At 67.4% G+C, this 21488-nt stretch carries 18 protein-coding genes and 1 tRNA gene; 10 read left to right on the top strand and 9 right to left on the bottom strand.

Going from position 1 to position 21488, the window contains the following annotated elements:
* The first annotated feature begins 143 nt into the window (after nt 1-143).
* The 5 genes from H4F99_RS12560 (at nt 144) to H4F99_RS12580 (ending at nt 4327) form a co-directional block, all read left to right on the top strand.
* Nucleotides 144-572, top strand: coding sequence for an SseB family protein (locus H4F99_RS12560; protein WP_182670097.1), 429 nt, complete (start codon nt 144-146; stop codon nt 570-572).
* A 392-nt stretch (nt 573-964) separates the two neighbouring features.
* Nucleotides 965-1411, top strand: a complete 447-nt coding sequence (locus H4F99_RS12565) for a hypothetical protein (protein WP_182670098.1) — start codon at nt 965-967, stop codon at nt 1409-1411.
* 997 nt (nt 1412-2408) lie between these two features.
* Nucleotides 2409-2918: a GNAT family N-acetyltransferase gene (locus H4F99_RS12570; protein WP_343064215.1), complete on the top strand. Its 510-nt coding sequence runs from the start codon at nt 2409-2411 to the stop codon at nt 2916-2918.
* 615 nt (nt 2919-3533) lie between these two features.
* Entirely contained in the window at nt 3534-3929 is a 396-nt protein-coding gene (locus H4F99_RS12575; protein WP_182670099.1) for a VOC family protein, read from the top strand.
* On the top strand, nt 3926-4327 hold the full coding sequence (locus tag H4F99_RS12580; RefSeq protein ID WP_182670100.1) for a GNAT family N-acetyltransferase: 402 nt from the start codon (nt 3926-3928) through the stop codon (nt 4325-4327). Before H4F99_RS12575 ends, H4F99_RS12580 begins: the two co-directional genes overlap by 4 nt.
* Before the next feature lie 88 nt (nt 4328-4415).
* Here H4F99_RS12580 and H4F99_RS12585 read toward each other — a convergent pair.
* The 6 genes from H4F99_RS12585 to murJ all read right to left on the bottom strand — a co-directional run bounded on the left by H4F99_RS12585 (nt 4416) and on the right by murJ (nt 11463).
* Nucleotides 4416-4491, bottom strand: a tRNA-Thr gene (locus H4F99_RS12585).
* 83 nt (nt 4492-4574) lie between these two features.
* A complete protein-coding gene (gene ispH / locus H4F99_RS12590; protein WP_182670101.1) occupies nt 4575-5525 on the bottom strand; it encodes a 4-hydroxy-3-methylbut-2-enyl diphosphate reductase in 951 nt (316 codons plus the stop codon).
* 46 nt (nt 5526-5571) lie between these two features.
* On the bottom strand, nt 5572-6084 hold the full coding sequence (gene lspA, locus H4F99_RS12595; RefSeq protein ID WP_182670102.1) for a signal peptidase II: 513 nt from the start codon (nt 6082-6084) through the stop codon (nt 5572-5574).
* On the bottom strand, nt 6084-8873 hold the full coding sequence (gene ileS / locus H4F99_RS12600; protein ID WP_220481178.1) for an isoleucine--tRNA ligase: 2790 nt from the start codon (nt 8871-8873) through the stop codon (nt 6084-6086). Before ileS ends, lspA begins: the two co-directional genes overlap by 1 nt.
* A gap of 59 nt (nt 8874-8932) precedes the next feature.
* On the bottom strand, nt 8933-9883 hold the full coding sequence (locus tag H4F99_RS12605; RefSeq protein WP_182670104.1) for a bifunctional riboflavin kinase/FAD synthetase: 951 nt from the start codon (nt 9881-9883) through the stop codon (nt 8933-8935).
* Nucleotides 9884-9921: 38 nt separating this feature from the next.
* Nucleotides 9922-11463 carry a murein biosynthesis integral membrane protein MurJ gene (gene murJ, locus H4F99_RS12610; RefSeq protein WP_182670105.1) on the bottom strand — a complete coding sequence of 514 codons (1542 nt, stop codon included), beginning with the start codon at nt 11461-11463 and terminating at the stop codon, nt 9922-9924.
* 250 nt (nt 11464-11713) lie between these two features.
* Between murJ and rpsT the strand changes: the two genes are divergently transcribed.
* Nucleotides 11714-11983, top strand: coding sequence for a 30S ribosomal protein S20 (gene rpsT, locus H4F99_RS12615; protein WP_182670106.1), 270 nt, complete (start codon nt 11714-11716; stop codon nt 11981-11983).
* Between the two features lie 222 nt (nt 11984-12205).
* Here the strand turns inward: rpsT and cgtA are convergent, their stop codons facing one another.
* The 3 genes from cgtA to rplU form a co-directional block, all read right to left on the bottom strand.
* Nucleotides 12206-13282: an Obg family GTPase CgtA gene (gene cgtA, locus H4F99_RS12620; protein ID WP_182670107.1), complete on the bottom strand. Its 1077-nt coding sequence runs from the start codon at nt 13280-13282 to the stop codon at nt 12206-12208.
* Between the two features lie 140 nt (nt 13283-13422).
* Nucleotides 13423-13683, bottom strand: coding sequence for a 50S ribosomal protein L27 (gene rpmA / locus H4F99_RS12625; RefSeq protein WP_182670108.1), 261 nt, complete (start codon nt 13681-13683; stop codon nt 13423-13425).
* Between the two features lie 12 nt (nt 13684-13695).
* The gene (gene rplU / locus H4F99_RS12630) at nt 13696-14007 is read right to left on the bottom strand and encodes a 50S ribosomal protein L21 (RefSeq protein WP_182670109.1); all 312 of its coding nucleotides are present in this window, start codon (nt 14005-14007) and stop codon (nt 13696-13698) included.
* Nucleotides 14008-14585: 578 nt separating this feature from the next.
* Between rplU and H4F99_RS12635 the strand changes: the two genes are divergently transcribed.
* The 4 genes from H4F99_RS12635 (at nt 14586) to H4F99_RS14705 (ending at nt 21461) form a co-directional block, all read left to right on the top strand.
* A complete protein-coding gene (locus tag H4F99_RS12635) occupies nt 14586-16691 on the top strand; it encodes a S8 family peptidase (RefSeq protein ID WP_182670110.1) in 2106 nt (701 codons plus the stop codon).
* 90 nt (nt 16692-16781) lie between these two features.
* The gene (locus H4F99_RS12640; protein ID WP_182670111.1) at nt 16782-17708 is read left to right on the top strand and encodes an OmpA family protein; all 927 of its coding nucleotides are present in this window, start codon (nt 16782-16784) and stop codon (nt 17706-17708) included.
* A gap of 154 nt (nt 17709-17862) precedes the next feature.
* Complete coding sequence (gene uvrA / locus H4F99_RS12645; RefSeq protein ID WP_182670112.1) at nt 17863-20781, top strand: excinuclease ABC subunit UvrA; 2919 nt, start codon at nt 17863-17865, stop codon at nt 20779-20781.
* Nucleotides 20778-21461, top strand: a complete 684-nt coding sequence (locus tag H4F99_RS14705) for an acyl-CoA thioesterase (RefSeq protein WP_246372040.1) — start codon at nt 20778-20780, stop codon at nt 21459-21461. The genes uvrA and H4F99_RS14705 overlap by 4 nt, the downstream gene beginning before the upstream one ends.
* Nucleotides 21462-21488 lie beyond the last annotated feature (27 nt).

Here is a 21488-nt window from a genome sequence, read left to right on the forward strand (position 1 = left end):
GCTCTTAACGGGGCGGCAGCTAACAATTCGTTCAAGCCGAAGCCGCTTCGTGGCGCCGTCTGCGTGCTTAGCTACGCTAGCACGCAGCCGTCACCACTCCGCAGCTCGGCTTAACTTCGGTGTTAGGTTGCAAGAGAGAGATCATGGAGTCCCAACCCCAGTTCGTGCCGGCCAATGACCTTGAGGCGCTTCTCCTGCAGGCGCAGCTCGGCCGCGTCCCCGCTTCTGAATTCTTGGACGCGCTGCTGTCGTCCCAAGTTGTCGTACTCCTAGATAAAGACCCTGGTCCCAGCGGCGTCTGGGACAATTCAGCGTCCCCGCTCGTCCTTTCCAATTCCTCTGGCTCGCCCGTTCTTGCGATGTTTACGGCTGCGGAGCGCTCCACCCCGTGGCACAAGCAGCTACCCCGGTTTGAGTTCGGCCTACTCGTGCAGTTCCAGTGGCTACTCCGCGGCATCGCTAGCAACGTTGGCATCGTTATCAATCCAGGCCACCCTGTCGGCCTTGAGTTGGCACCAGAGGCTGTCGTAGATCTAAGAGCCCGGTTGCAGGCGGCGTCGGTTGCAACCTAACAATTCATTCAAGCCGAAGCCACTTCGTGGCTCGGCTTAATTCTGGTGTTAGGGCCCGGAATGGCAGGGCTCAGGTCTTGGGGAAGTAGCTGTGTTGCTGCCCTTCCCTGGTGGTCTGGTCGGTAGAGCGCAAGGGGAAGGTGCCGCTCACCGCGACCGGCCACGTGTGGAAGTAGGCGGTTTGCCTGGTCAAGGCTGTAGGGGAAGGTTTGAGTGATAGGTCTTGGGCTTGGGGCTAAAGGCCCTTGAGGGGTCCGGGGCCAAGGGTGGTACAAAGGCGACAAGGCGGGCCACGGTCGGCAGAGCACTTCAAGCCAAGGCCGGGCCCTAACAATTCATTCAAGCCGAAGCCGCTTCGCGGCTCGGCTTAATTCAGGTGTTAGGCAGCTCTGATGCATCGCGCTCACTCATGGAAGCAATCCGGCAACATCGCGCTCTGGTATTACACGGAGAACGAGCGCAACTATCCGGGCTGGAACCTTACCGCCGACGCTGCCGGCTGCGGATCGCTTATTGCTTTGCTTGACGCCCTAGCCGCTGATGGCATTCCTGCATCCCGTGCGGTCGAGATCACAACGCCCACCAAGGCTCAGCTGGGCGTTCCAAACAACATGGCCGGCCTGGCCACCTGGCGATCCCCCAGCAAGCTTCGGGTTGCCTTCTCCAGCAACCCCACCGACTGGTCGTTCCCCCCTGATCTAGACCCAGCTGTTCTTACAATAGGCTCAGAGTGGCTGGCACCCCTACGTGAGGGCATCTCGGGTATTCCCCACGGTCGCGGTGACTATTCAATTGGTTCTTCTGGCAAGGGCAGTTCTAGGCTTTGGTTCTGGTGGTGAGTCGGGAGCTGCCTAACAATTCATTCAAGCCGAAGCCGCTTCGCGGCTCGGCTTAATTCAGGTGTTAGGCCACATGTGGAAGTCTTTCGCTCTCATAGTCCTCTGTAGCCTTTCTGGTTTGGCCAGCGCCCATGAGGACACGAGTCTCCCGATCGGCACCGATGGGACCATCCACGGACTGCCCAATGAGTGGGGCCCTGCTTCGCTGCAGGTGAGCTATTCCAGCCCTGGAGTGGTTTCTGGTGTGCGGCTGACCAGCCCAAGGTTCGCGGTCCGCCTCAATCCTTGCGTTCTGCGCCGTCTCACTGGCATTACCCAAGTCAGTGCTTCGGGCTCCTGGTACCACAACTTAGAGCGCATGCCGCCATACATCTCGCTGAGCTTTTTCAGCGCACCGCCGTCAGCGCCAGATTACTTTGGCGAGGGCTTCTCGGTAACTTTCTCCCTCGTGGAGGGCCAAATTGTTAGCGGCCGGCGCACTTGGGATCCGTGGTGGGGCAGCCCACGTGGACTGATAGTTGATGGCGCAAGCCAGTGCCGCGCTTGGGCAGATCTGCCATAGTGGGCCTAACAAATCATTCAAGCCGAAGCCGCTTCGCGGCTAGAATCAGCTCTGGCATTAAACGTCATTGAGAGGAGAGATGGACGCTTTACTAGTAGGCGCAGGCACGGTCCTGATGCTCTTGGGAGTTTTCGGAGTGTTCTTTGCTGCAAGTGGAAAGGCAGCCCTATCGGGGCCCGCAACCCGTTTCTTCTTCGCCATTCGAGGCAACACAGAACCCTCGCGGGCCTACATAGTGCTCAGCTCAAGTGTGCTGGTTGGACTCGGTGTCTACATGCTTTCGGCCGTGTTGTTCCCCGGCCTTCCGGGGTGGCTGTCCGTTGGGACCCTGCTATCTGTTTTCGTCTTGCAGCTTGCAGCCAACTACAAGCAGCATGATGCCTAACAATTCATTCAAATAGCTCAACTCCGACGTCCTGCGCCAGAGGAAAGATCGTGATCATTCGAGGCGCTGACCCCGGGCATGCGGCCGTCCAAGCCCTGTTGCGCGAGCACTTGGCCTCAATGGAGCACACCGCTCCGCCCGAAAGCCGGCACGCCCTGGACCTGTCAGGCCTCAAGGGCCCGGACATTTCGTTCTGGAGCATATGGGACGGGACCAATATCGCGGGTATCGCAGCCTTGAAGCGCCTGAGCGATTCGCATGCGGAGATCAAGTCCATGCGCACCGCGACCTCGTACTTGCGCCGCGGGGTTGCCACTCGCATGTTGCGACACCTCATCAGGGAAGCGAGTGCCACTGGCTGTTCGAGTCTCAGCCTGGAAACCGGTTCCATGGCATTCTTGGAGCCGGCACGCTGCTTATACAGGTCGTTTGGCTTCGTGGAGTGCCCGCCTTTCGCCGACTACAAGCCAGACCCGAACAGTACGTTCATGACCTTGGCGATCGACGGTCCGGCGCCGGGCAACCCGTTCCGACCCGTGCCGTTTCGAGACGCGCCGTGACGCAGGTGCGCAGGCCCAGGCGAAGTATTTTTTGCCTTGTTGGCCGTCATGCTGTGTACGCCGGCGCAGGCGAGCGATGTCCCTGCGTCCGAGCTGAGTATCGGCGGCGTGGCGTCCGGTGCCACGGAAGCAAGCGTGATCGAGCTTCTGGGTGAGCCGTCGCAGCGACTCGACACGGGAGAGGGCGTCGACCTTCGTTACCCTGGCCTCCTGATCACGGTGGGATGGTTTGAGCATCATGACGATGGGGAGCCGAGGCGCGTCCTGGCGCTCTTCGGGAACGGACCGGGTGCCTGTACGCCCCGGGGCCTGTGTCCCGGCATGCCTGCATCCCAGGCAGGTCGGCTCTATGGCCCGACCACGCCCGTCCAAAGAGGGTCCGGCACTTTCCTTGAGTTCCAGCCGGAAGGCGTCAGTTGTTGGCTGAGCATTTCGGTACCCGGCCCCATCGTGGAGTCGGTGGCCGTGGCATGCCAGCCATGAGGGCTGGCATGGCAATCAAGCCGATGGTGTTTGGCGTCAAGATGCGGGCGCCCGCCCCCACCCGGAACGCACGTACTTTACGTCCTGGCGGGACCGTGGGACATCCGACGTGAGGCGAAGGGAGGACCCCGGGTGAACCTAAATCAGATCACACTCCCGGCGACCGACCTGGACCGCTCGGTGGATTTCTATCGAAAGATGGGCTTCACGCTCATCGTGCACTCGCCGCCCCGCTATGCGCGTTTCGAGTGCCCGGACGGAGACGCGACGTTCTCGTTGCATGCCGCAGACCAGCCCGCCCTTGGCATGGTCGTGTATTTCGAGTGCGATGACCTGGATACCCGTGTCGAGCGCCTCCTTGCAGCCGGGTTCCCCTTCACCCAGCTCCCCACGGATGAGCGCTGGCTCTGGCGAGAGGCCCGACTCAAGGACCCGTCCGGCAACGTGCTGTGCCTGTTCCGGGCCGGCGCGAACCGCCGGTATCCTCCCTGGCGACTCCCGCTCCCTGAAAGGGCAAGCGAATCGTGAGTATCGAATACACGCACGACGCGACCGTTTCCACCGAAGAGGCGATCGATCTGTATCGTCGATCCACGCTTGGGGAGCGTCGCCCGGTCGAGCGGCCGGACATCTTCAAGGGCATGCTGGCGAATGCCAGCCTGGCGATCACGGCTTGGGACGGTGCGCGTCTGGTCGGGATCGCCCGGACGCTGACCGATTTCACCTACGTCGCGTACCTCGCGGATCTCGCCGTCGATGTCGACTACCAGAGACAGGGCATCGGCAGGCAGCTCATCGCAGCGACGCGGGAGAGGCTGGCACCCGAATGCATGATCGTGCTGCTTGCCGCGCCCAAGGCCAACGACTACTACGGGAAACTCGGCTTCACGCACAACCCGCGCGCGTGGGTCCTGCCGGGACGTTGAACCCGGGCGGAAGGCACAAAAAAACCCCGCTAACGCGGGGTTTCCTGGAGGAACCCGATCCGCCCTGCGGCGCGTCGGTCCCACGTGTTGGTGCCGGAGATAGGAATCGAACCTACGACCCCATCATTACGAATGACGTGCTCTACCAACTGAGCTACTCCGGCGGTGCCTGTTGCCGATCCCGGACCGGCAAAGGGATGGGAATTCTAGGCGGGCGCGGCCCGGCGGTCAATCGCCGGGATCGCGCTCAGTCGACGAGACGGAGCCGCAGCTCCTTCGGCAGCGCGAACACCATGCGTTCGGGCTCGCCGTCGAGCTCCGCGACGTGCAGGGCCCCCAGCTCGCGGAGGCGCTCGATGACGCCGCGCACGAGCACCTCGGGGGCCGATGCACCCGCGGTAATGCCAATGCAGGTCCGTCCCTCGACCCAGCGCGGGTCGATCTCGATGGCACCGTCGATCAGGTAGGACTCGACGCCTTCGCGCTGGGCCAGCTCCCGCAGCCGGTTGGAATTAGAACTGTTGACCGAGCCGACCACCAGCACCAGGTCGCAACGCGCGGCCAGCTCCCGGACCGCGTCCTGACGGTTCTGGGTGGCGTAGCAGATGTCGTCGTTTCGCGGCCCTTGGATTGCCGGGAACTTCCGTCGCAACGCCTCGATGACCACGCGGGTGTCGTCGACGGAGAGCGTGGTCTGGGTGGTGTAGGCGAGCCTTCCGGGCTGGTCGACCTCGAGGCGTTCGACGTCGTCGACATCCTCGACCAGGTAGATGCGGCCGGTCCCCTGCTCGCGCTTCCATTGGCCCATGGTGCCCTCCACCTCGGGGTGCCCGGCATGGCCGATCAGGACCACGTCGTTGCCGGCGCGGCAATGTCGGGAGACTTCGAAGTGCACCTTGGTCACCAGCGGACAGGTCGCGTCGAAGACCTTCAGGCCGCGGCGATCGGCCTCCTCACGCACCGCCTTCGACACCCCGTGGGCGCTGAAGATGACCGTGGCGCCGTCCGGCACGTCGTCCAGCTCCTCGACGAAGACGGCCCCCCGGTGCTTGAGGTCGTCGACGACGAAGCGGTTGTGGACCACCTCGTGGCGCACGTAGATCGGGGCACCCAGGGTGTCCAGCGCGCGCTTGACGATCTCGATCGCGCGGTCGACGCCGGCGCAGAAGCCACGGGGATTGGCGAGCAGGACATCCATCAGGCGGGGCGGATCCAGGAAAGGTACGGGAGGAGTGTAGCGCCGCTCAGGTCGCCTTCGCGTCGCGTCGGCCACTGAACAGGCCGTGCAGGGCAATGCCGACAGCACCGACCACGATTGCCGAATCGGCAATGTTGAAGGCGGGCCAATAGTAGAGATCGCGCCAATGCCACTGGATGAAGTCGACAACGTGGCCGTGCATCAACCGGTCGATGACGTTGCCGATGGCCCCGCCGATGACCAGTACATACGGCAGCGCGGTGCGCCAGTCGCGGCGTGGGGTCCGGGACAGCCAGTACCCCAGCAGGCCACAGATGCCGAAGGCGAGCGCGGTGAAGAAGTACTTCTGCCAGCCGCCCGCGTCACTGAGGAAGCTGAACGCCGCGCCGGTGTTGTAGGTGCGGTACCAGTTCCAGAAGCCGTCGATGACCGGCACGGCGGTGTACTCGGGCAGCGACGACAGCACCCAGGCCTTGGTCCACTGGTCGAGCACGATGACCAGCACCGACACCAGCAGCCAGGCCAGGGCGTCCGGGCGCGGACGCGACGACGGCGCCATCAGAACCACCTCCGGTCTTCACCCTCGCCCGCCACGTTCCCGACGCAGCGCCCGCACAGCTGGGGATGCGCCTCGACACTGCCCACGTCAGCACGGTGGTGCCAGCAGCGCACGCACTTCGGCTTGCCCGTTGGCGCGGCAGTCACGGTGATGTCCTTGGCATCGTCGTCCGCGAGGATCTCGACGTCGCCGCTGATGAACAGGAAGCGGAGCTCGTCGCCCATCCGCGACAGCCAGTTCTGGTCCGCCACGCCACAGCGCAGGGTGATCTCCGCCTCGAGCGCGGCACCGATCTCTCCCGCGGCGCGCATCGGCTCCAGCACCGCACTGACGTCCTCGCGGATGCCCAGCAGGCGCTCGACCCGGCGCGCGAGCACGGCCGCATCCTCGTCGTCCATCGGCGCCAGGCCGTCGTACCAGGTCGCGAACAGCACGTTGTCCTTGCGCTCGCCGGGCAGGTAGGCCCACAGCTCGTCTGCGGTGAAGCTCAGGACCGGCGCGATCCAGCGGACGAAGGCCTCGGCAATGCGGTACATCGCACTCTGCGCGGAACGGCGGCCACGAGAGTCCTCCTGCATCGTGTACAGGCGGTCTTTGGTCACGTCGAGGTAGAGCGAGCCGAGGTCGACGCTGCAGAAGTTCAGCAGTGCCTGCACGATCTCGGCGAAGTCGTAGCGCTCGTAGGCCGCCTTGATCTTCTCCTGGACCTCCCACGCGCGGTGCACGATCCAGCGGTCCAGTGCGACCATGTCGTCGAGCGGACGCAGGTGTGCCACCGGGTCGAAGCCGTGCAGGTTGCCGAGCAGGAAGCGCGCGGTGTTGCGGATGCGCCGGTAGGCGTCGGCATTGCGCTTGAGGATCTCCTGCGACAGCGACATCTCGTTGCTGTAGTCGGCCGAGGCGATCCACAGGCGCAGGATGTCCGCGCCCAGCGTCTTCATGATGTCCTGCGGCTCGATGCCGTTGCCGAGCGACTTCGACATCTTGCGGCCGTGCTCGTCGACGGTAAATCCGTGCGTCAGGCACTGGCGGTACGGCGCGGCCTTGTCGATGGCGACGCCGGTCAGCAGCGAGGACTGGAACCAGCCGCGATGCTGGTCCGACCCCTCCAGGTAAAGGTCGGCCGGCTTGCCCAGGCCACGTTCGAGCAGCACGCACTCATGGGTGACGCCGGAATCGAACCAGACGTCCAGGATGTCACTGGTCTTGTCGTAGTCGCCCGCCTCTGCACCGAGCAGTTCAGCGGCATCCAGCGTGTACCAGACGTCGACGCCGCCCTGCTCCACCCGGTCGGCGACCTGGCGCATCAGCTCCGTGCTGCGCGGGTGCGGCTCGCCGGTCTCGCGGTGCACGAACAGCGCGATCGGCACGCCCCAGGTGCGCTGGCGGGAGATCGTCCAGTCGGGACGGCCTTCGACCATGCCGGCGATGCGCGCTTCGCCCCACTTCGGGTACCACTGCACGTCCTTGATTGCGGCCAGTGCGTCTGCGCGCAGGTTCGCCTGTTCCATCGAGATGAACCACTGCGGCGTGGCCCGGAACGCGATCGGCGTCTTGTGGCGCCAACAGTGCGGATAGCTGTGTTCGAGTTTCGCCAACGCGAGCAGCGCACCGTTCGCGCGCAACGCATCGACGATCAGGTCGTTGGCCTTCCAGATGTGCTGGCCAGCGAGCACCGTGTCGCCCGCCGGCGGGGTCGACGGCAGGTAGACGCCACGGCCGTCGACGGGATTGAGCTCGGCGGCGCCGTACTTATCGAGCAGACCGTAAGGGCGACTGGCCGCGTAGTCCTCCTGGCCGTGGCCCGGCGCGGTGTGCACGGCGCCGGTACCGTCCTCGGCCGACACGTGGTCGCCAACGATGAGCGGGATGTCGCGATCGGCGTAGAAAGGATGCGCGAGCAGCATGCGCTCAAGCGCGGCGCCCGTCGTGCGCCCATGGACCGTCACCTCATCCACGCCGTAGCGTTGCAGGGCCTTGGCCGCGAGCGCCTCGGCAAGGACCAGCCAGCGACGACGGCCGTTCGAGGCCCGAGGGCCTTCGACCAGCACGTATTCCAGCTCCGGGCCTACCGACACCGCCAGCGAAGCCGGCAGCGTCCACGGCGTGGTGGTCCAGATCGGCACCCCGATGTCGACGTCCGCCGGATGCAATGCGCCGAATGCATGCGCCATCGCGGACGGATCGCGCGCGAGGTAGGCGACGTCGATCGCCGGCGACACCTTGTCCTGGTACTCGATCTCCGCCTCGGCCAGCGCCGAACCGCAATCGAAGCACCAGTGCACGGGCTTCACGCCGCGCGACAGGTGCCCGTTGTCGATGACCTTGGCCAACGCTCGCATCTCGTTGGCCTCGAAACGGAAATCGAGGCTGCGGTACGGGTTGTCCCAGTCACCCAGCACGCCCAGGCGCTTGAAGTCGCGGCGCTGGATGTCGATCTGCTCGTTGGCGTACTCACGGCACTTCTGTCGGAACTCGACGGCATCGAGCTTGGCGCCGACCTTGCCGAACTTCTTTTCGATCGCGATCTCGATCGGCAGGCCGTGGCAGTCCCAGCCCGGCACGTAGGGCGCGTCGAAGCCCGCCAGGTACTTCGACTTGACGATGATGTCCTTGAGGATCTTGTTGACCGCGTGGCCGAGGTGGATCGCGCCATTGGCGTAAGGCGGCCCGTCGTGCAGGACGAACAGCGGACGACCCGAAGCGTTCTCGCGCAGGCGGGCGTAGAGCCCTTCGGACTCCCAGCGCTCCAGCGTCTTCGGCTCCCGCTTGGGCAGGTCGCCGCGCATCGGGAACTCGGTCGCCGGCAGGTGCAGGGTGGCCTTGTAGGGGTTGGCGGGGGCTTCGCTCACGCAGGGACTCGCAATGGGTCTGTCGTCAAAAGGGCGCGCGCCTGGTCGGCATCGCGGTGCATCTGCTCGACCAGGGCCGGCAGGTCATCGAACTTCAGCTCGTCGCGCAGTTTCGCGACGAACTCGACCTCGATCCGCCGACCGTACAGGTCGCCGTCGAAATCGAACAGGTGGGCTTCCAGCAACGGCTCCACGCCGTCGACCGTCGGCCGGGTGCCCAGGCTGGACACCGAGGCACGGGGCGCCTCGCCGACGCCATGGACCCAGCTCGCATAGATGCCGGACAGCGCCGGCGTACGGCCGCCGAATCGGAGGTTGGCCGTCGGGTAGCCAAGTGTCCGCCCGAGCTGCTGGCCGCGCACCACGCGGCCGCCGATCCGGTAGGGGCGCCCGAGCAGTCGCGTCGCGGTGGCGAAGTCGCCCGCCACCAGTGCTTCGCGGATGCGCGTCGCCGAGACGCGCTCGCCATCCAGCATGACCGGTTCGATCTCGCCGGCCACGAAGCCGGCCTCGCGACCTGCCGCATGCAGCGTGTCGATGTCGCCCGAACGGCCCTTGCCGAAGCGGAACGCCGGACCGACCCAGACCTCGCGCGCATGGAGGTGGCCGACCAGCACCTGCGCGATGAAGGCGTCGGCCGACAGCTGGCTCAGGCGGCGGTCGAAGCGCAGCAGCCCCACCTGGTCGACACCCAGGGCGAACAGGCCCTCGGCCTTGGCGCGGGGCGACAGCAACCGCGGCGGTGGGGCGTGGGGGGCAAAGAACTCCCTCGGCAGCGGCTCAAAACTCAGCGCGACCGCCGGCAAACCCAGGGCGTGCGCACGCGCGACGGCGTGGCGCACCAGGGCCTGATGGCCCCGGTGGAGGCCGTCGAAGGCGCCGATGCAGACCACGCTGCCGTCCGGGCACCGGGGCCCACCATCGACGTCACGAAACAGCCTGCTCATGGAACCCGGCAGTATACGTGCGAAGCGCCGGGACCGCCTCACTGACGCAGGTGGCGCGGCCGCAGGCCCATCAGCAGCAGGACCGCACCGTAGGCCAGGCCGCCGGCCGCGACCACGGCCAGCAGCCAGGTCCAGCGCCACAGCATCGGCAGCGCGCTCCACTCGCCGATGGCTTCGCGCGCAGCGACCACGACGGCGGTCATCGCGAGCGCCGCGACGACAATGCGGCCGATCCAGCGCCCCCAGCCCTGGGCCGGCGCATACAGGCCCTGCCGGCGCAGGTGGCGCCACAGCAGGCCTGCATTGAGGACGCCGGCCAGCGCCGTCGCCACGGCGATCCCGACATGCGCTTCCGGTACGCCCAGCCACCACAGCGGCGTGACCAGCGCGATGGTGAGGATGACGTTCGCGATGACCGTGGTGATCGCGACCCGCATCGGCGTGCGCGTGTCCTGTCGTGCGTAGAAGGCTGGCAGGAGCACCTTGCTCAGCATGAACGTGGGGATGCCGACGCTCATGGCCATCAGCGCCGCCCCCACCATGTGCGAGTCCTCGGCGGTGAACCGGCCGCGCTGGAACAGCGAGGCGGTCAGTGGCTCGGCCAGGAGCGCCAGACCCAGGGCCGCCGGCACGCCGACCAGCAGGACGATCCGCAGGCCCCAGTCCAGCGACTTCGAGTACCCGGCCTCGTCCTTCGCCGCGTGTTGCCGCGACAGCTGCGGCAGGATCACCGTGCCCACGGCCACGCCGAACAGGCCGAGCGGCAGCTCGGTCAGGCGGTCCGAGTAGTACAGCCAGGACTGGGCGGCCGGCACCAGCAGCGCCGCGAACATGGTGCCGACCAGCACGTTGATCTGCGCAACCGAGGACGAGAAGACGGTGGGCAGCATCAACCGGCCGACCTTGCGCACGCCGGGGTGGCGCAGGTTGAAGCGCAGGCGCGGGCGGATGCCCAGCCGCCCCATCGCCGGCCAAAGCACCAGCACCTGCAGGATGCCGGCAGCCAGCACGCCCCAGGCCATCGACTTCTCGGGGACATCAAGGTGGCCCGCCAGCAGCAGCATCGCCGCGATGACGGCCAGGTTGTGCAGCACCGGGGTCAGTGCCGGCAGCCCGAAATGCCGGAACGTGTTGAGGACGCCCCCGGCCAGGGCGGTCATCGAAATGAACACCAGGTAGGGGAAGGTGATCCGAAGCATCTCGGCAGTCAGCGGGATGGTTTCCGCATCCGCGGGGGCGAGCGCGAGGAACAGGCGGGCGATCCACGGCGCCGCGAGCATGCCAAGGCCGCTGACGATGACCACGACCGCGAACAGGGCGCCGGCGACGTGGTCCAGCACCTCCTGCATCGCCTTCGGGTCGCCCTGCTCCTTCAATTCGGACAGGACCGGCACGAAGGCCGACGAGAACGAGCCTTCGGCGAAGATCCGGCGCAGGTAGTTGGGGATGCGGTAGGCGACCACGAAGGCGCTCATGGCCGGCCCGGCGCCGAACAGGCTGGCCTGCACCGCGTCGCGCACGTAGCCGGCGACGCGCGAAACCAGCGTCATCGCGCTGAACACCGCGCTGGATCGCAGCATGCCGCGCCCCTTGCCCTGTCTTTGCCCGGGGCCGCCGGCGGGCACGCCGGGGTCCGCGGGCGGCAGCGGCGCCCGCGCCGGTTCCTGAACAGCCTTGTCAGACACGTCTGTCCCCTGCCCCTTCGCGGTTGACGCAAGCCACTGAATTGCCCATAATTTCCTGTCTACCTGCCCGATTCAAGGCCCACATGGCGCCGCGGGTACGGATTTTTCCAGTTTCGACACACAAAATCTTCCAGGAATTCTCACCGTGGCCAACATCAAGTCCGCCAAGAAGCGCGCCAAGCAGACCGTCGTGCGCAATGCCCGTAACGCCAGCCAGCGTTCGATGCTGCGCACCTACGTCAAGAAGGTGCTGAAGGCGCTGGGCGAGAACGACGCCGCCGCTGCCGAGACCGCCTTCGCCGCCGCCCAGCCGATCATCGATCGCTACAGCGCGCGTGGCCTGATCCACAAGAACAAGGCCGCCCGTCACAAGAGCCGCCTGAACGCCCGCATCAAAGCGCTCAAGGCCGCCTGAGGCGACGAGGCACCCTCGCGCCGCGGTGACCCGTGGCGCCATGAAGAAGCCGGCATCCAGCCGGCTTTTTTGTTGCCCGGCAGCCCAGCTACCACCGGACGGCGGGGCCTTCGCAGGCGGCGCCAAGTGCAGTCACATCACCGACCGCCTGCATCCGGAGGGGATGCCTGGGTGCCCTGGCCGGGTCGGACCGGGGCGCACGACGCATAGGGGCCCGCCGGCTCAGGTCGTGGCGCCGCGCGCAGCCGCCGCTTCAGCGGCCGCCTCGGCCGCCTCTTCGGCCTGGCGATCGAAAAAGGCCATCACGTCCTTCATGATCGGCCAGGTGCCCTCGCGGCTGATCGCCGACACCTTGTACCAGCGCCCGGTCCAGCCCAGCTCGTCGATGATCGCCTTCGCGGCTTCGTCCTGCTCTTCCTCGAGCAGCAGGTCCGCCTTGTTCAGCACCAGCCAGCGCGGCTTGTCGAGCAACTCCGGATCGTGCTTGCCCAGCTCGTGCTCGATCGCACGCACCTGCTCGGCGGGACTGATCCCTTCCACGCCACCCTCCATCGGCGCCATGTCGACCAGGTGCAGCAGCAGGCGCGTGCGCTGAAGGTGGCGCAGGAACTGCGCGCCCAGGCCGGCGCCATCGGCCGCGCCTTCGATCAGGCCCGGGATGTCGGCGATCACGAAGCTGCGGTGCGCCTCGACACTGACCACGCCGAGGTTGGGATAGAGCGTGGTGAACGGGTAGTCCGCGACCTTCGGCGTGGCCGCCGACACCGCGCGGATCAACGTGCTCTTGCCGGCGTTGGGGAAGCCGAGCAGGCCGACGTCGGCCAGCAGCTTGAGCTCCAGCTTCAGCACGCGCTCCTCACCCGGCAGGCCCGGCAGCGCCTTGCGTGGCGCACGGTTGACCGAGCTCTTGAAATGCATGTTGCCGAGGCCGCCCTTGCCGCCCTTGGCGACCAGCAGGCGATCGCCATGGCGGGTCATGTCGCCGATGACTTCGTCGGTCTCGACGTTGGTGACGACGGTGCCCACCGGCACGGTGATGACCGCATCGTCGCCGCCCTTGCCGTACATCTGCCGGCCCATGCCGTCCTGCCCGCGCTGGGCGCGGAACATCTTCTGGTGGCGGAAGTCGACCAGGGTGTTGAGGTTCTCGTCCGCCTGCAGCCAGACGCTGCCGCCGTCGCCGCCGTCGCCGCCGTCCGGGCCGCCCAACGGGATGAACTTCTCCCGGCGGAAGCCCACGCAGCCGTTGCCGCCCTTGCCTGCGATGACCTGGATTTCAGCTTCGTCGACGAGTTTCATGGCGGGAATCGTGGGGCTGTGTGGGGGGCGCTCCGCCAGTGTAATGCGGGCGCCGGGGTGGGGTCGGCTTCAAACAAAAGGCCCCGCCGGAGCGGGGCCCTGGGTGGCATCGGCGCGATGACCGCGCCGCCTGCCTGCACTCAGCCTGCGTCGACGACGCTGACGGTGCGGCGGTTCTTCGGGCCCTTGGTCGAGAACTCGACCTTGCCGTCGACCAGCGCGAACAGCGTGTGGTCGCGGCCCAGGCCCACGCCCGGACCCGGATGGAACTGGGTGCCGCGCTGGCGGACGATGATGTTGCCGGCCTCGATCGCCTGGCCGCCGTAGATCTTGACGCCCAGGTACTTCGGGTTGGAGTCGCGGCCGTTGCGGGTGGAGCCTACGCCCTTTTTGTGTGCCATGACTGCTTCTCCTTACTTGCCGGCGATGCCGGTGATCTCGATTTCGGTGTAGTGCTGCCGGTGGCCCATCTGCTTGCGATGGTGCTTGCGGCGGCGGAACTTGACGATGCGCACCTTGTCGGCGCGGCCGTGGCCCACGACCTTGGCGGTGACGGTGGCACCCTTGACGTCGTCGCCAAGCTTCACACCGTCTCCGTCGCCCAGCATCAGGACGTTGTCCAGCTTGATCTCGCTGCCGGCTTCGGCTTCGAGCAGCTCGACGCGCAGGGTCTCGCCCTGCATCACGCGGTACTGCTTACCGCCCGTGACAATCACTGCGTACATGACCAGATTCCTCTGTAGTTATTTTGGTCGCTGACCGCCATCGAGGGCGGACAGAAGCGGAATTGTAGGTCAAACCGGGACTTGACACAAACACCAGGCTCACCGTCAGGCCATGATCGTCGGCAATTGGTCGAACTGCGGCCTGAACAGCATCTGGGGCTTGAGTTCCGCCGGCGCTGCATTTAGGTTCGAGTCAGGGAGCGATGACAGGGGATCGCTCGCTGCTGACCCACCGGACGGGCGCCAAGTGGCGTACGACCACCAGCGACAGCGAGGTATTCCTTGGGCATTGGGCACTGCGCTCGCTGCCGTCGGCCCGACCGGGCCCCGGCAGCCACGCCGCATCGGCAGGAGCACCGCTCCACCTGCCCGCGTTGCCCTGCCCCACCCGACGCCGACCGGCCCTTCGCCGGCATCGGCTCCAGAGCCAACGTCCAAGCGCGTCCCGCCGTTCGCGGCCGGCCGCGCCTGGACCATGCGTTTCGCGTCGCCGCCCGTGGCGACGACGCGGACAGGGCCCCGCGCACAGGGGGAGTATGCGGGGATGAATGGACTGCAACCGAAGGATTTTCCAACTCATGTCTTCCAACACGCACGCAGACCGCAAGCGTCCACCCACCCAGAAGTGGACCGCGCTCGCCATCGCCACGGCCATCGTCGTAGCGCCTGTTGCCTACTCCGGCGACAAGGTCGGGGGTTTCACGGCACCCAATGCCTCGGCATCGGCGACCAACGCCCGGGCCCAGGCCGCTGTCCGGACCGATCGCTTCATCGTCAGCTACCGCCAGGATCCGCGGGCCCGCGCTTCCGCCGCCGCGCGCGGCCAGGGCCTCGCCACCGCCGCACGTGACGCAGGCATCGGCATCCGTCCGGTCCGGGCACTGTCGACCGGTGCCCAGCTGATCCAGACCGACCGCAAGCTGGACCGGGCCAGCAGCAAGGCGCTTGCCATCGCCTTGATGAAGGACCCGAACGTGCTGGCGGTCGAGCCCGATCGCATGCTGACCCGCCAGTACGTCCCGAATGACCCGGGCTACGCCCAGCAGTGGCACTACCACACGGGCAATGGCGGCATCGACGCCGAGACCGCATGGGATACCACCGACGGTGCGGGCGTGGTCGTTGCCGTACTGGACACGGGCAGCACGCCGCACGCCGACCTGTTGCCCAACCTGATCCCGGGCTACGACTTCATCGCCGACCTCGACACGGCGGTGGACGGCGACGGGCGCGACCCGGACGCCAACGATCCGGGCGACTGGCACGACGGCGAGTGCAACATCTTCGGCATCCCCGAGGACAGCAGCTGGCACGGCACCCACGTGGCCGGGACGATCGCGGCCGCCACCGACAATGGCGTGGGCGTCGCCGGCGTGGCGCACGGCGCGCAGGTGCAGCCGGTCCGCGTGCTCGGCAAGTGCGGCGGTTACACCTCCGACATCGCCGACGCCATCACCTGGGCGTCCGGCGGCAGCGTGGCGGGCGTGCCCGACAACGCGACGCCGGCCGAAGTCATCAACCTGAGCCTCGGCGGCAGCGGCAGCTGCTCCGCGCTCATGCAGACGGCCATCGACGGCGCCGTCGGCCGCGGCACCACCGTGGTGGTCGCCGCCGGCAACAGCAGTTCGGACGTCTCCGGCTTTACCCCGGCCAACTGCGACAACGTCATCTCCGTCGCGGCCACCGGTCCGGCGAACGCGTTCGCGGTGGATTACTCGAACTTCGGCGAAGGCATCGACGTGGCGGCTCCGGGCGGCTCCGGCGTGGCTCCGGCCGAGGACAACATCCTCTCGACCCTCAACCTGGGCGCCCAGGGACAGGAGGGCGACGGTTACGCGTGGTACGCGGGCACCTCCATGGCGGCACCGCACGTGGCCGGCACCGTCGCGCTGATGCAGTCGGTCGCGGTCAAGACCCCGGCGGAGGTCGAGGAAATCCTCGTCAACACCGCGTACGCCGCCACCGGATTCCCGGAGGGCTGCAGCTACAGCAAGATGTGCGGCTCGGGCGTGATCGACGCGCGTTATGCCGTGGCGGTCGCCGCCGGGACGGAGCCGCTCCCGGATGCCCCGCCGCCGCCGCCGCCGCCGCCGCCGGCCACCGAGCTGGAGAACGGGGTCACGGTCACCGACATCGAAGTCGAGGCCGACGGCACCGTGCGCTACCAGCTGGAGGTACCGAATGGCGCTTCGAACCTGCTGTTCGCGATGTACGGCGGCGACGGGGATGCCGACATCTACGTGCGTCATGGCGCCGAACCGACCAGCACCGCCTTCGACTGCCGTCCGTTCTCGTTCGGCAACGACGAAACCTGCTTCTTCCCGACCCCGGAAAGTGGCACGTGGTACGTGACCATCGAGGGCTACACGGCTGCCAGCGGGATCTCGCTGTACCCGAGCTTCGTGGATCCGGGTTGGCCGCGGGCTCTGGCGGCGGAAGCCGAGCAGCTGAACAACCACCGGACGCGGGTCAGCCTGAGCTGGGCGGAAGGGGCGAAGTTCGTGGACCTGTACCGCAACGGTGCGATCCTGAAGACCGTCCGCAACAGGAACCACGGCACCACGGACACCTTCCGGATCATCGGCAGCGGCACGATGACCTACAAGGTCTGCAACAACGGGACGCTGGAGTGTTCCGACGAGGTGTCGATCGACTTCGCGTCGCAGAAGCGCCGCACGCGCTGATCGACCCGATCGCTGCACGGCATCAGTCGATGCCATGGACGGGGGCCCCACGGGGCCCCCGTTTTTCCCTGCCACCCACCGGAGTCCCGCATGCCCTTGCGCCTGCGTACAAGCCCCCCCACCCTTCGCGCGTCGTTCGCCATCCCCCCCGTCCTTGCCGCCCTGCTGTTGCTGGCCGGCTGCGGCGCCGACCCGTCCACGCCGGCCGCCCAGGCACCTGCGGACGAAAGCGTCGAGGACGACGCTGTGACCGGAGCCGCACCACCTCCGGATGCGGCCTTCGATGCCACGCTGGACCTGGTCAACAACAACGGTACGATCCGCTACCACGGCCGCGTGGAGGGCGAGGCAACCCGGGACGCGATCCTGCGCGCCATCGGCGGTGCATTCGAAGCCGGCGAGGCCAGCGGCGACATCCAGATCGACCCGAACGCCACGGCGCCCGGCTGGATCCGCGGCCTGCCGGCCTTCCTCGAAGCGTTCGACATTCCCGGCGCCGCCGTCGGCTTCGAAGGCGATACGCTGGAACTCACCGGCCGACTCGACCAGGAACAGCGTGCGCGCCTGACCGACGCCGCACGCCGCCAGTTCCCCGGCGCCCGCCTGACCGGTCTGTTCGTCGGCGCCGGAGCGGAGGACGCCGCCGCCATCGCGGCCCTCGCCGCGCTCGGCCCGGAAAGCGCCGCCTCCGAAGTGGAGCAGGCCCTCAACAGCCTGCAGGTGGCTTTCGAGCCCTACAGCGCGAAGGTCTCCTCCGAGAGCCTGGCCACCGTCGCCCAGGCGGGGCAGGCGATCGCCGCGATGCCTCCCGGGCGCCGCATCGAGATCGCCGGGCATGCCCGCGGCAGCGGCGATGCCGCGATCGATGAGGCCCTCGCGCGCCAGCGCGCCGACGCAGTGAAGGTGCAACTGATCGTCAACGGTGCCAACCCCGCCCGCATCGAGGTCCGCGGCGATGTCGCCACCGATCCGCACGCACCCCGCGCGGACAGCGTGACGTTCAGGGTCCTGAACTGAATCCCGGCCCGCCGGCTGCTGACAGCACGCTGGCGGGAACTGGCGTCCCTGCGATTTGCCCCCATATCGGGCAACCGATACGCTCGTCTGTTCGCTGCCGTATGTCCGGCCGCGCAGACCTCCCCGACCAGCCAGCGCAGGGCCCCCACGCCACATGGACACCATCCGCATCCGCGGCGCGCGGACGCACAACCTGAAGAACATCGATCTCGACCTGCCTCGCGAGAAGCTGATCGTGATCACCGGCCTGTCGGGCTCCGGCAAGTCCTCGCTGGCCTTCGACACGATCTATGCCGAGGGCCAGCGCCGTTACGTTGAGTCGCTGTCGGCCTATGCCCGGCAGTTCCTGTCGGTGATGGAAAAGCCCGACGTCGACCACATCGAAGGCCTGTCGCCGGCGATCTCGATCGAACAGAAGTCGACCTCGCACAACCCGCGCTCGACCGTGGGCACGATCACCGAGATCTACGACTACCTGCGCCTGCTGTACGCGCGGGTGGGCACCCCGCGCTGTCCGGACCACCACTACCCGCTGGAGGCGCAGACGGTCAGCCAGATGGTCGACCAGGTGGTGGCCCTGGGGGACGCACCTGCCTCCACCGGCCAGCGTTACATGCTGCTGGCGCCGGTCATCCGCGAGCGCAAGGGGGAGCACGCGCAGGTCTTCGAGCAGCTGCGTGCGCAGGGTTACGTCCGCGTGCGCGTGGATGGCGAGGTCCATGAGATCGACGCAGTGCCGACGTTGGCGCTGCGCCAGAAGCACACGATCGAAGCCGTGGTCGATCGCTTCCGCCCCCGGGAGGACATGAAGCAGCGGCTGGCGGAGTCGTTCGAAACCGCCCTGCGGCTGGGCGACGGGATGGCCATCGTGATGTCGCTCGACGATCCGCAGGCCGAGCCGCTGCTGTTCTCCTCCCGTTTCAGTTGCCCGGTCTGCGACTACGCGCTTCCGGCGCTGGAACCCAGGCTGTTCTCGTTCAACTCGCCGGTGGGTGCCTGCCAGCATTGCGATGGCCTCGGCGTGGCCCAGTTCTTCGATCCTGGCCGCGTGGTCGTGCATCCGGAACTCGCGCTGTCGGCGGGCGCCGTGCGTGGCTGGGACCGCCGCAACGCCTATTACTTCCAGATGATCCAGTCGCTCGCGAAGCACTACGACTTCGACGTCGACACGCCCTGGCAGACGCTGCCCGAGGATGTGCGCCAGGCCGTGCTGTACGGCAGCGGCGAGGAGCCGATCACCTTCACCTACCTCACCGACGGCGGCAGCCGCCAGCAGCGCAGGCACCGCTTCGAGGGCATCGTGCCCAACCTGGAGCGTCGCTACCGCGAAACGGAATCCTCGGCGGTGCGCGAAGAGCTGGCCAAGTACATCAGCGAGCAGCCTTGCCCCGAGTGCGGCGGCGCGCGCCTCAACAAGGCGGCGCGAAACGTCTTCGTCGCCGAGCACGCATTGCCGCAGATCGTGGTCAAGCCGGTGGACGAGGCCCTGGCCTTCTTCCAGGCGCTGAGCCTGCCCGGCTGGCGCGGCGAGATCGCGGTCAAGATCGTCAAGGAGATCGCCGATCGCCTGCGCTTCCTCGTGGACGTCGGGCTCGACTACCTGACCCTGGAGCGCAAGGCCGACTCCCTGTCCGGTGGCGAGGCCCAGCGCATCCGCCTGGCCAGCCAGATCGGCGCAGGCCTGGTCGGCGTGATGTACGTACTCGACGAACCGTCGATCGGCCTGCACCAGCGCGACAACGAGCGCCTGCTCGGGACCCTCACGCGCCTGCGCGACCTGGGCAACACGGTGATCGTGGTCGAGCACGACGAAGACGCCATCCGGCTGGCCGACCACGTGATCGACATCGGGCCCGGTGCCGGCGTGCACGGCGGGGAGGTCGTGGCCCAGGGCCAGCTCGCGGACATCCTCGAAGCCCCGCGCTCGCTGACCGGTGCGTACCTCAGCGGGCGCAAGCGCATCGAAGTGCCCGCCAAGCGCACCCGCCCCAACCCGAAGGCGACCCTGCACCTGCGCGGGGCGACCGGCAACAACCTCAAGAACGTCGACCTGGACATCCCTGCCGGCCTGCTGACCTGCGTGACGGGCGTGTCGGGCTCGGGCAAGTCGACCCTGATCAACGACACGCTGTACGGGATCGCCGCCAACGACCTCAACGGGGCCTCGCGCACGACGGCCCCGTACCGCTCCGTCGACAACATCGAGCTGTTCGACAAGGTGGTGGACATCGACCAGTCGCCGATCGGGCGCACGCCGCGTTCCAACCCGGCCACCTACACCGGACTCTTCACGCCGCTGCGCGAGCTGTTCGCACAGGTGCCTGAAGCGCGCGCGCGCGGCTACGCGGCGGGACGCTTCAGCTTCAACGTGCGCGGCGGGCGCTGCGAGGCGTGCCAGGGCGACGGCCTGATCAAGGTCGAGATGCACTTCCTGCCCGACGTCTACGTCCCCTGCGATGTCTGCGGTGGCAAGCGCTACAACCGCGAGACGCTGGAGATCCTCTACAAGGGGCATTCGATCCACGACGTGCTGGAGATGACCGTCGAGGATGCGCTGGGCCTGTTCGAGCCGATCCCGGCGATCGCCCGCAAGCTGGAGACGCTGGTCGATGTCGGCCTGAGCTACATCAAGCTCGGCCAGAGCGCGACGACGCTCTCCGGGGGCGAAGCGCAGCGCGTCAAACTGTCGAAGGAGCTCTCGCGCCGCGACACCGGCCGGACCCTGTACATCCTCGACGAACCCACGACCGGCCTGCACTTCCACGACATCGAGCACCTGCTCAGCGTGCTGCATCGACTGCGCGACGACGGCAACACGGTCGTCGTGATCGAGCACAACCTGGACGTCATCAAGACCGCCGACTGGATCGTCGATCTCGGACCTGAAGGCGGCCACCGCGGGGGCGAGATCATTGCATCGGGTACGCCGGAGGCGATCGCATCCAACGCGGCCTCCCACACCGGTCGCTTCCTCGCGCCCCTGCTGGGCCTCTCGCCCGCCGATGACGCCCCAGCGCGTCCACGCAAGGGCCGCAGCACGTCCGCACGTGCACCCCGGAAGGGCAAGGCATGAGCACGCCGGAGGGCACCGGGCCGGACGGAGGGGATGCCACCGGCGCCGCACCCAAGCGCAGCCCGCGCAAGAAAGCCGCTGCCACGCCGCGCAAGTCGCCGCGCAACTCCTCCGCGGCGGCCACCGACACGACCGCCGCGAAGCCGGCCAGAGCACCGCGAAAGCGTGCCGCCGCGCGCGAGGTCGCGCACCGGGCCGGGGAGAAGGGTGGGTCGCCCGCGACGGTGCCCGACGCGCCTGGCGCCGACACGGCAGCGCTGCCGATGGCAACCCAGCCGCGGCCGATGGTGCTGCATCGCAGCCCGATGCGGGTGCGCTGGCGCGACCTGGACGCATTCAACCACGTCAACAACGCCACGTACCTGGGCTATCTGGAGGAGGCCCGCCTGGAGTGGATGGTCGGCCTTCCGGGCATGGGCCTCGACGACGATGTCGCGCCCGTGATCGCAGCGGTCCAGCTCAACTACCGCCGGCCGATCACCTGGCCGGCGACGCTGGAGATCGAGTTGCACGTCGAGCGACTGGGCAGCCGCAGCCTCACCATCGGCCACCGGATCCAGTCGGCGGATGACCCGGCCGTGCTGTTCTGCGACGGTCATGTCGTGATGGTCTGGATCGATAGGGCCACGGGCGAGGCCACCACCCTTCCGGCCAGCGTGCGCGGGGCCTGCGACGGCTGACGTACCGCACGCGCGACATCCGCCGCA

The sequence above is a fragment of the Marilutibacter penaei genome (assembly GCF_014145395.1).
Lineage (GTDB): Bacteria > Pseudomonadota > Gammaproteobacteria > Xanthomonadales > Xanthomonadaceae > Marilutibacter > Marilutibacter penaei.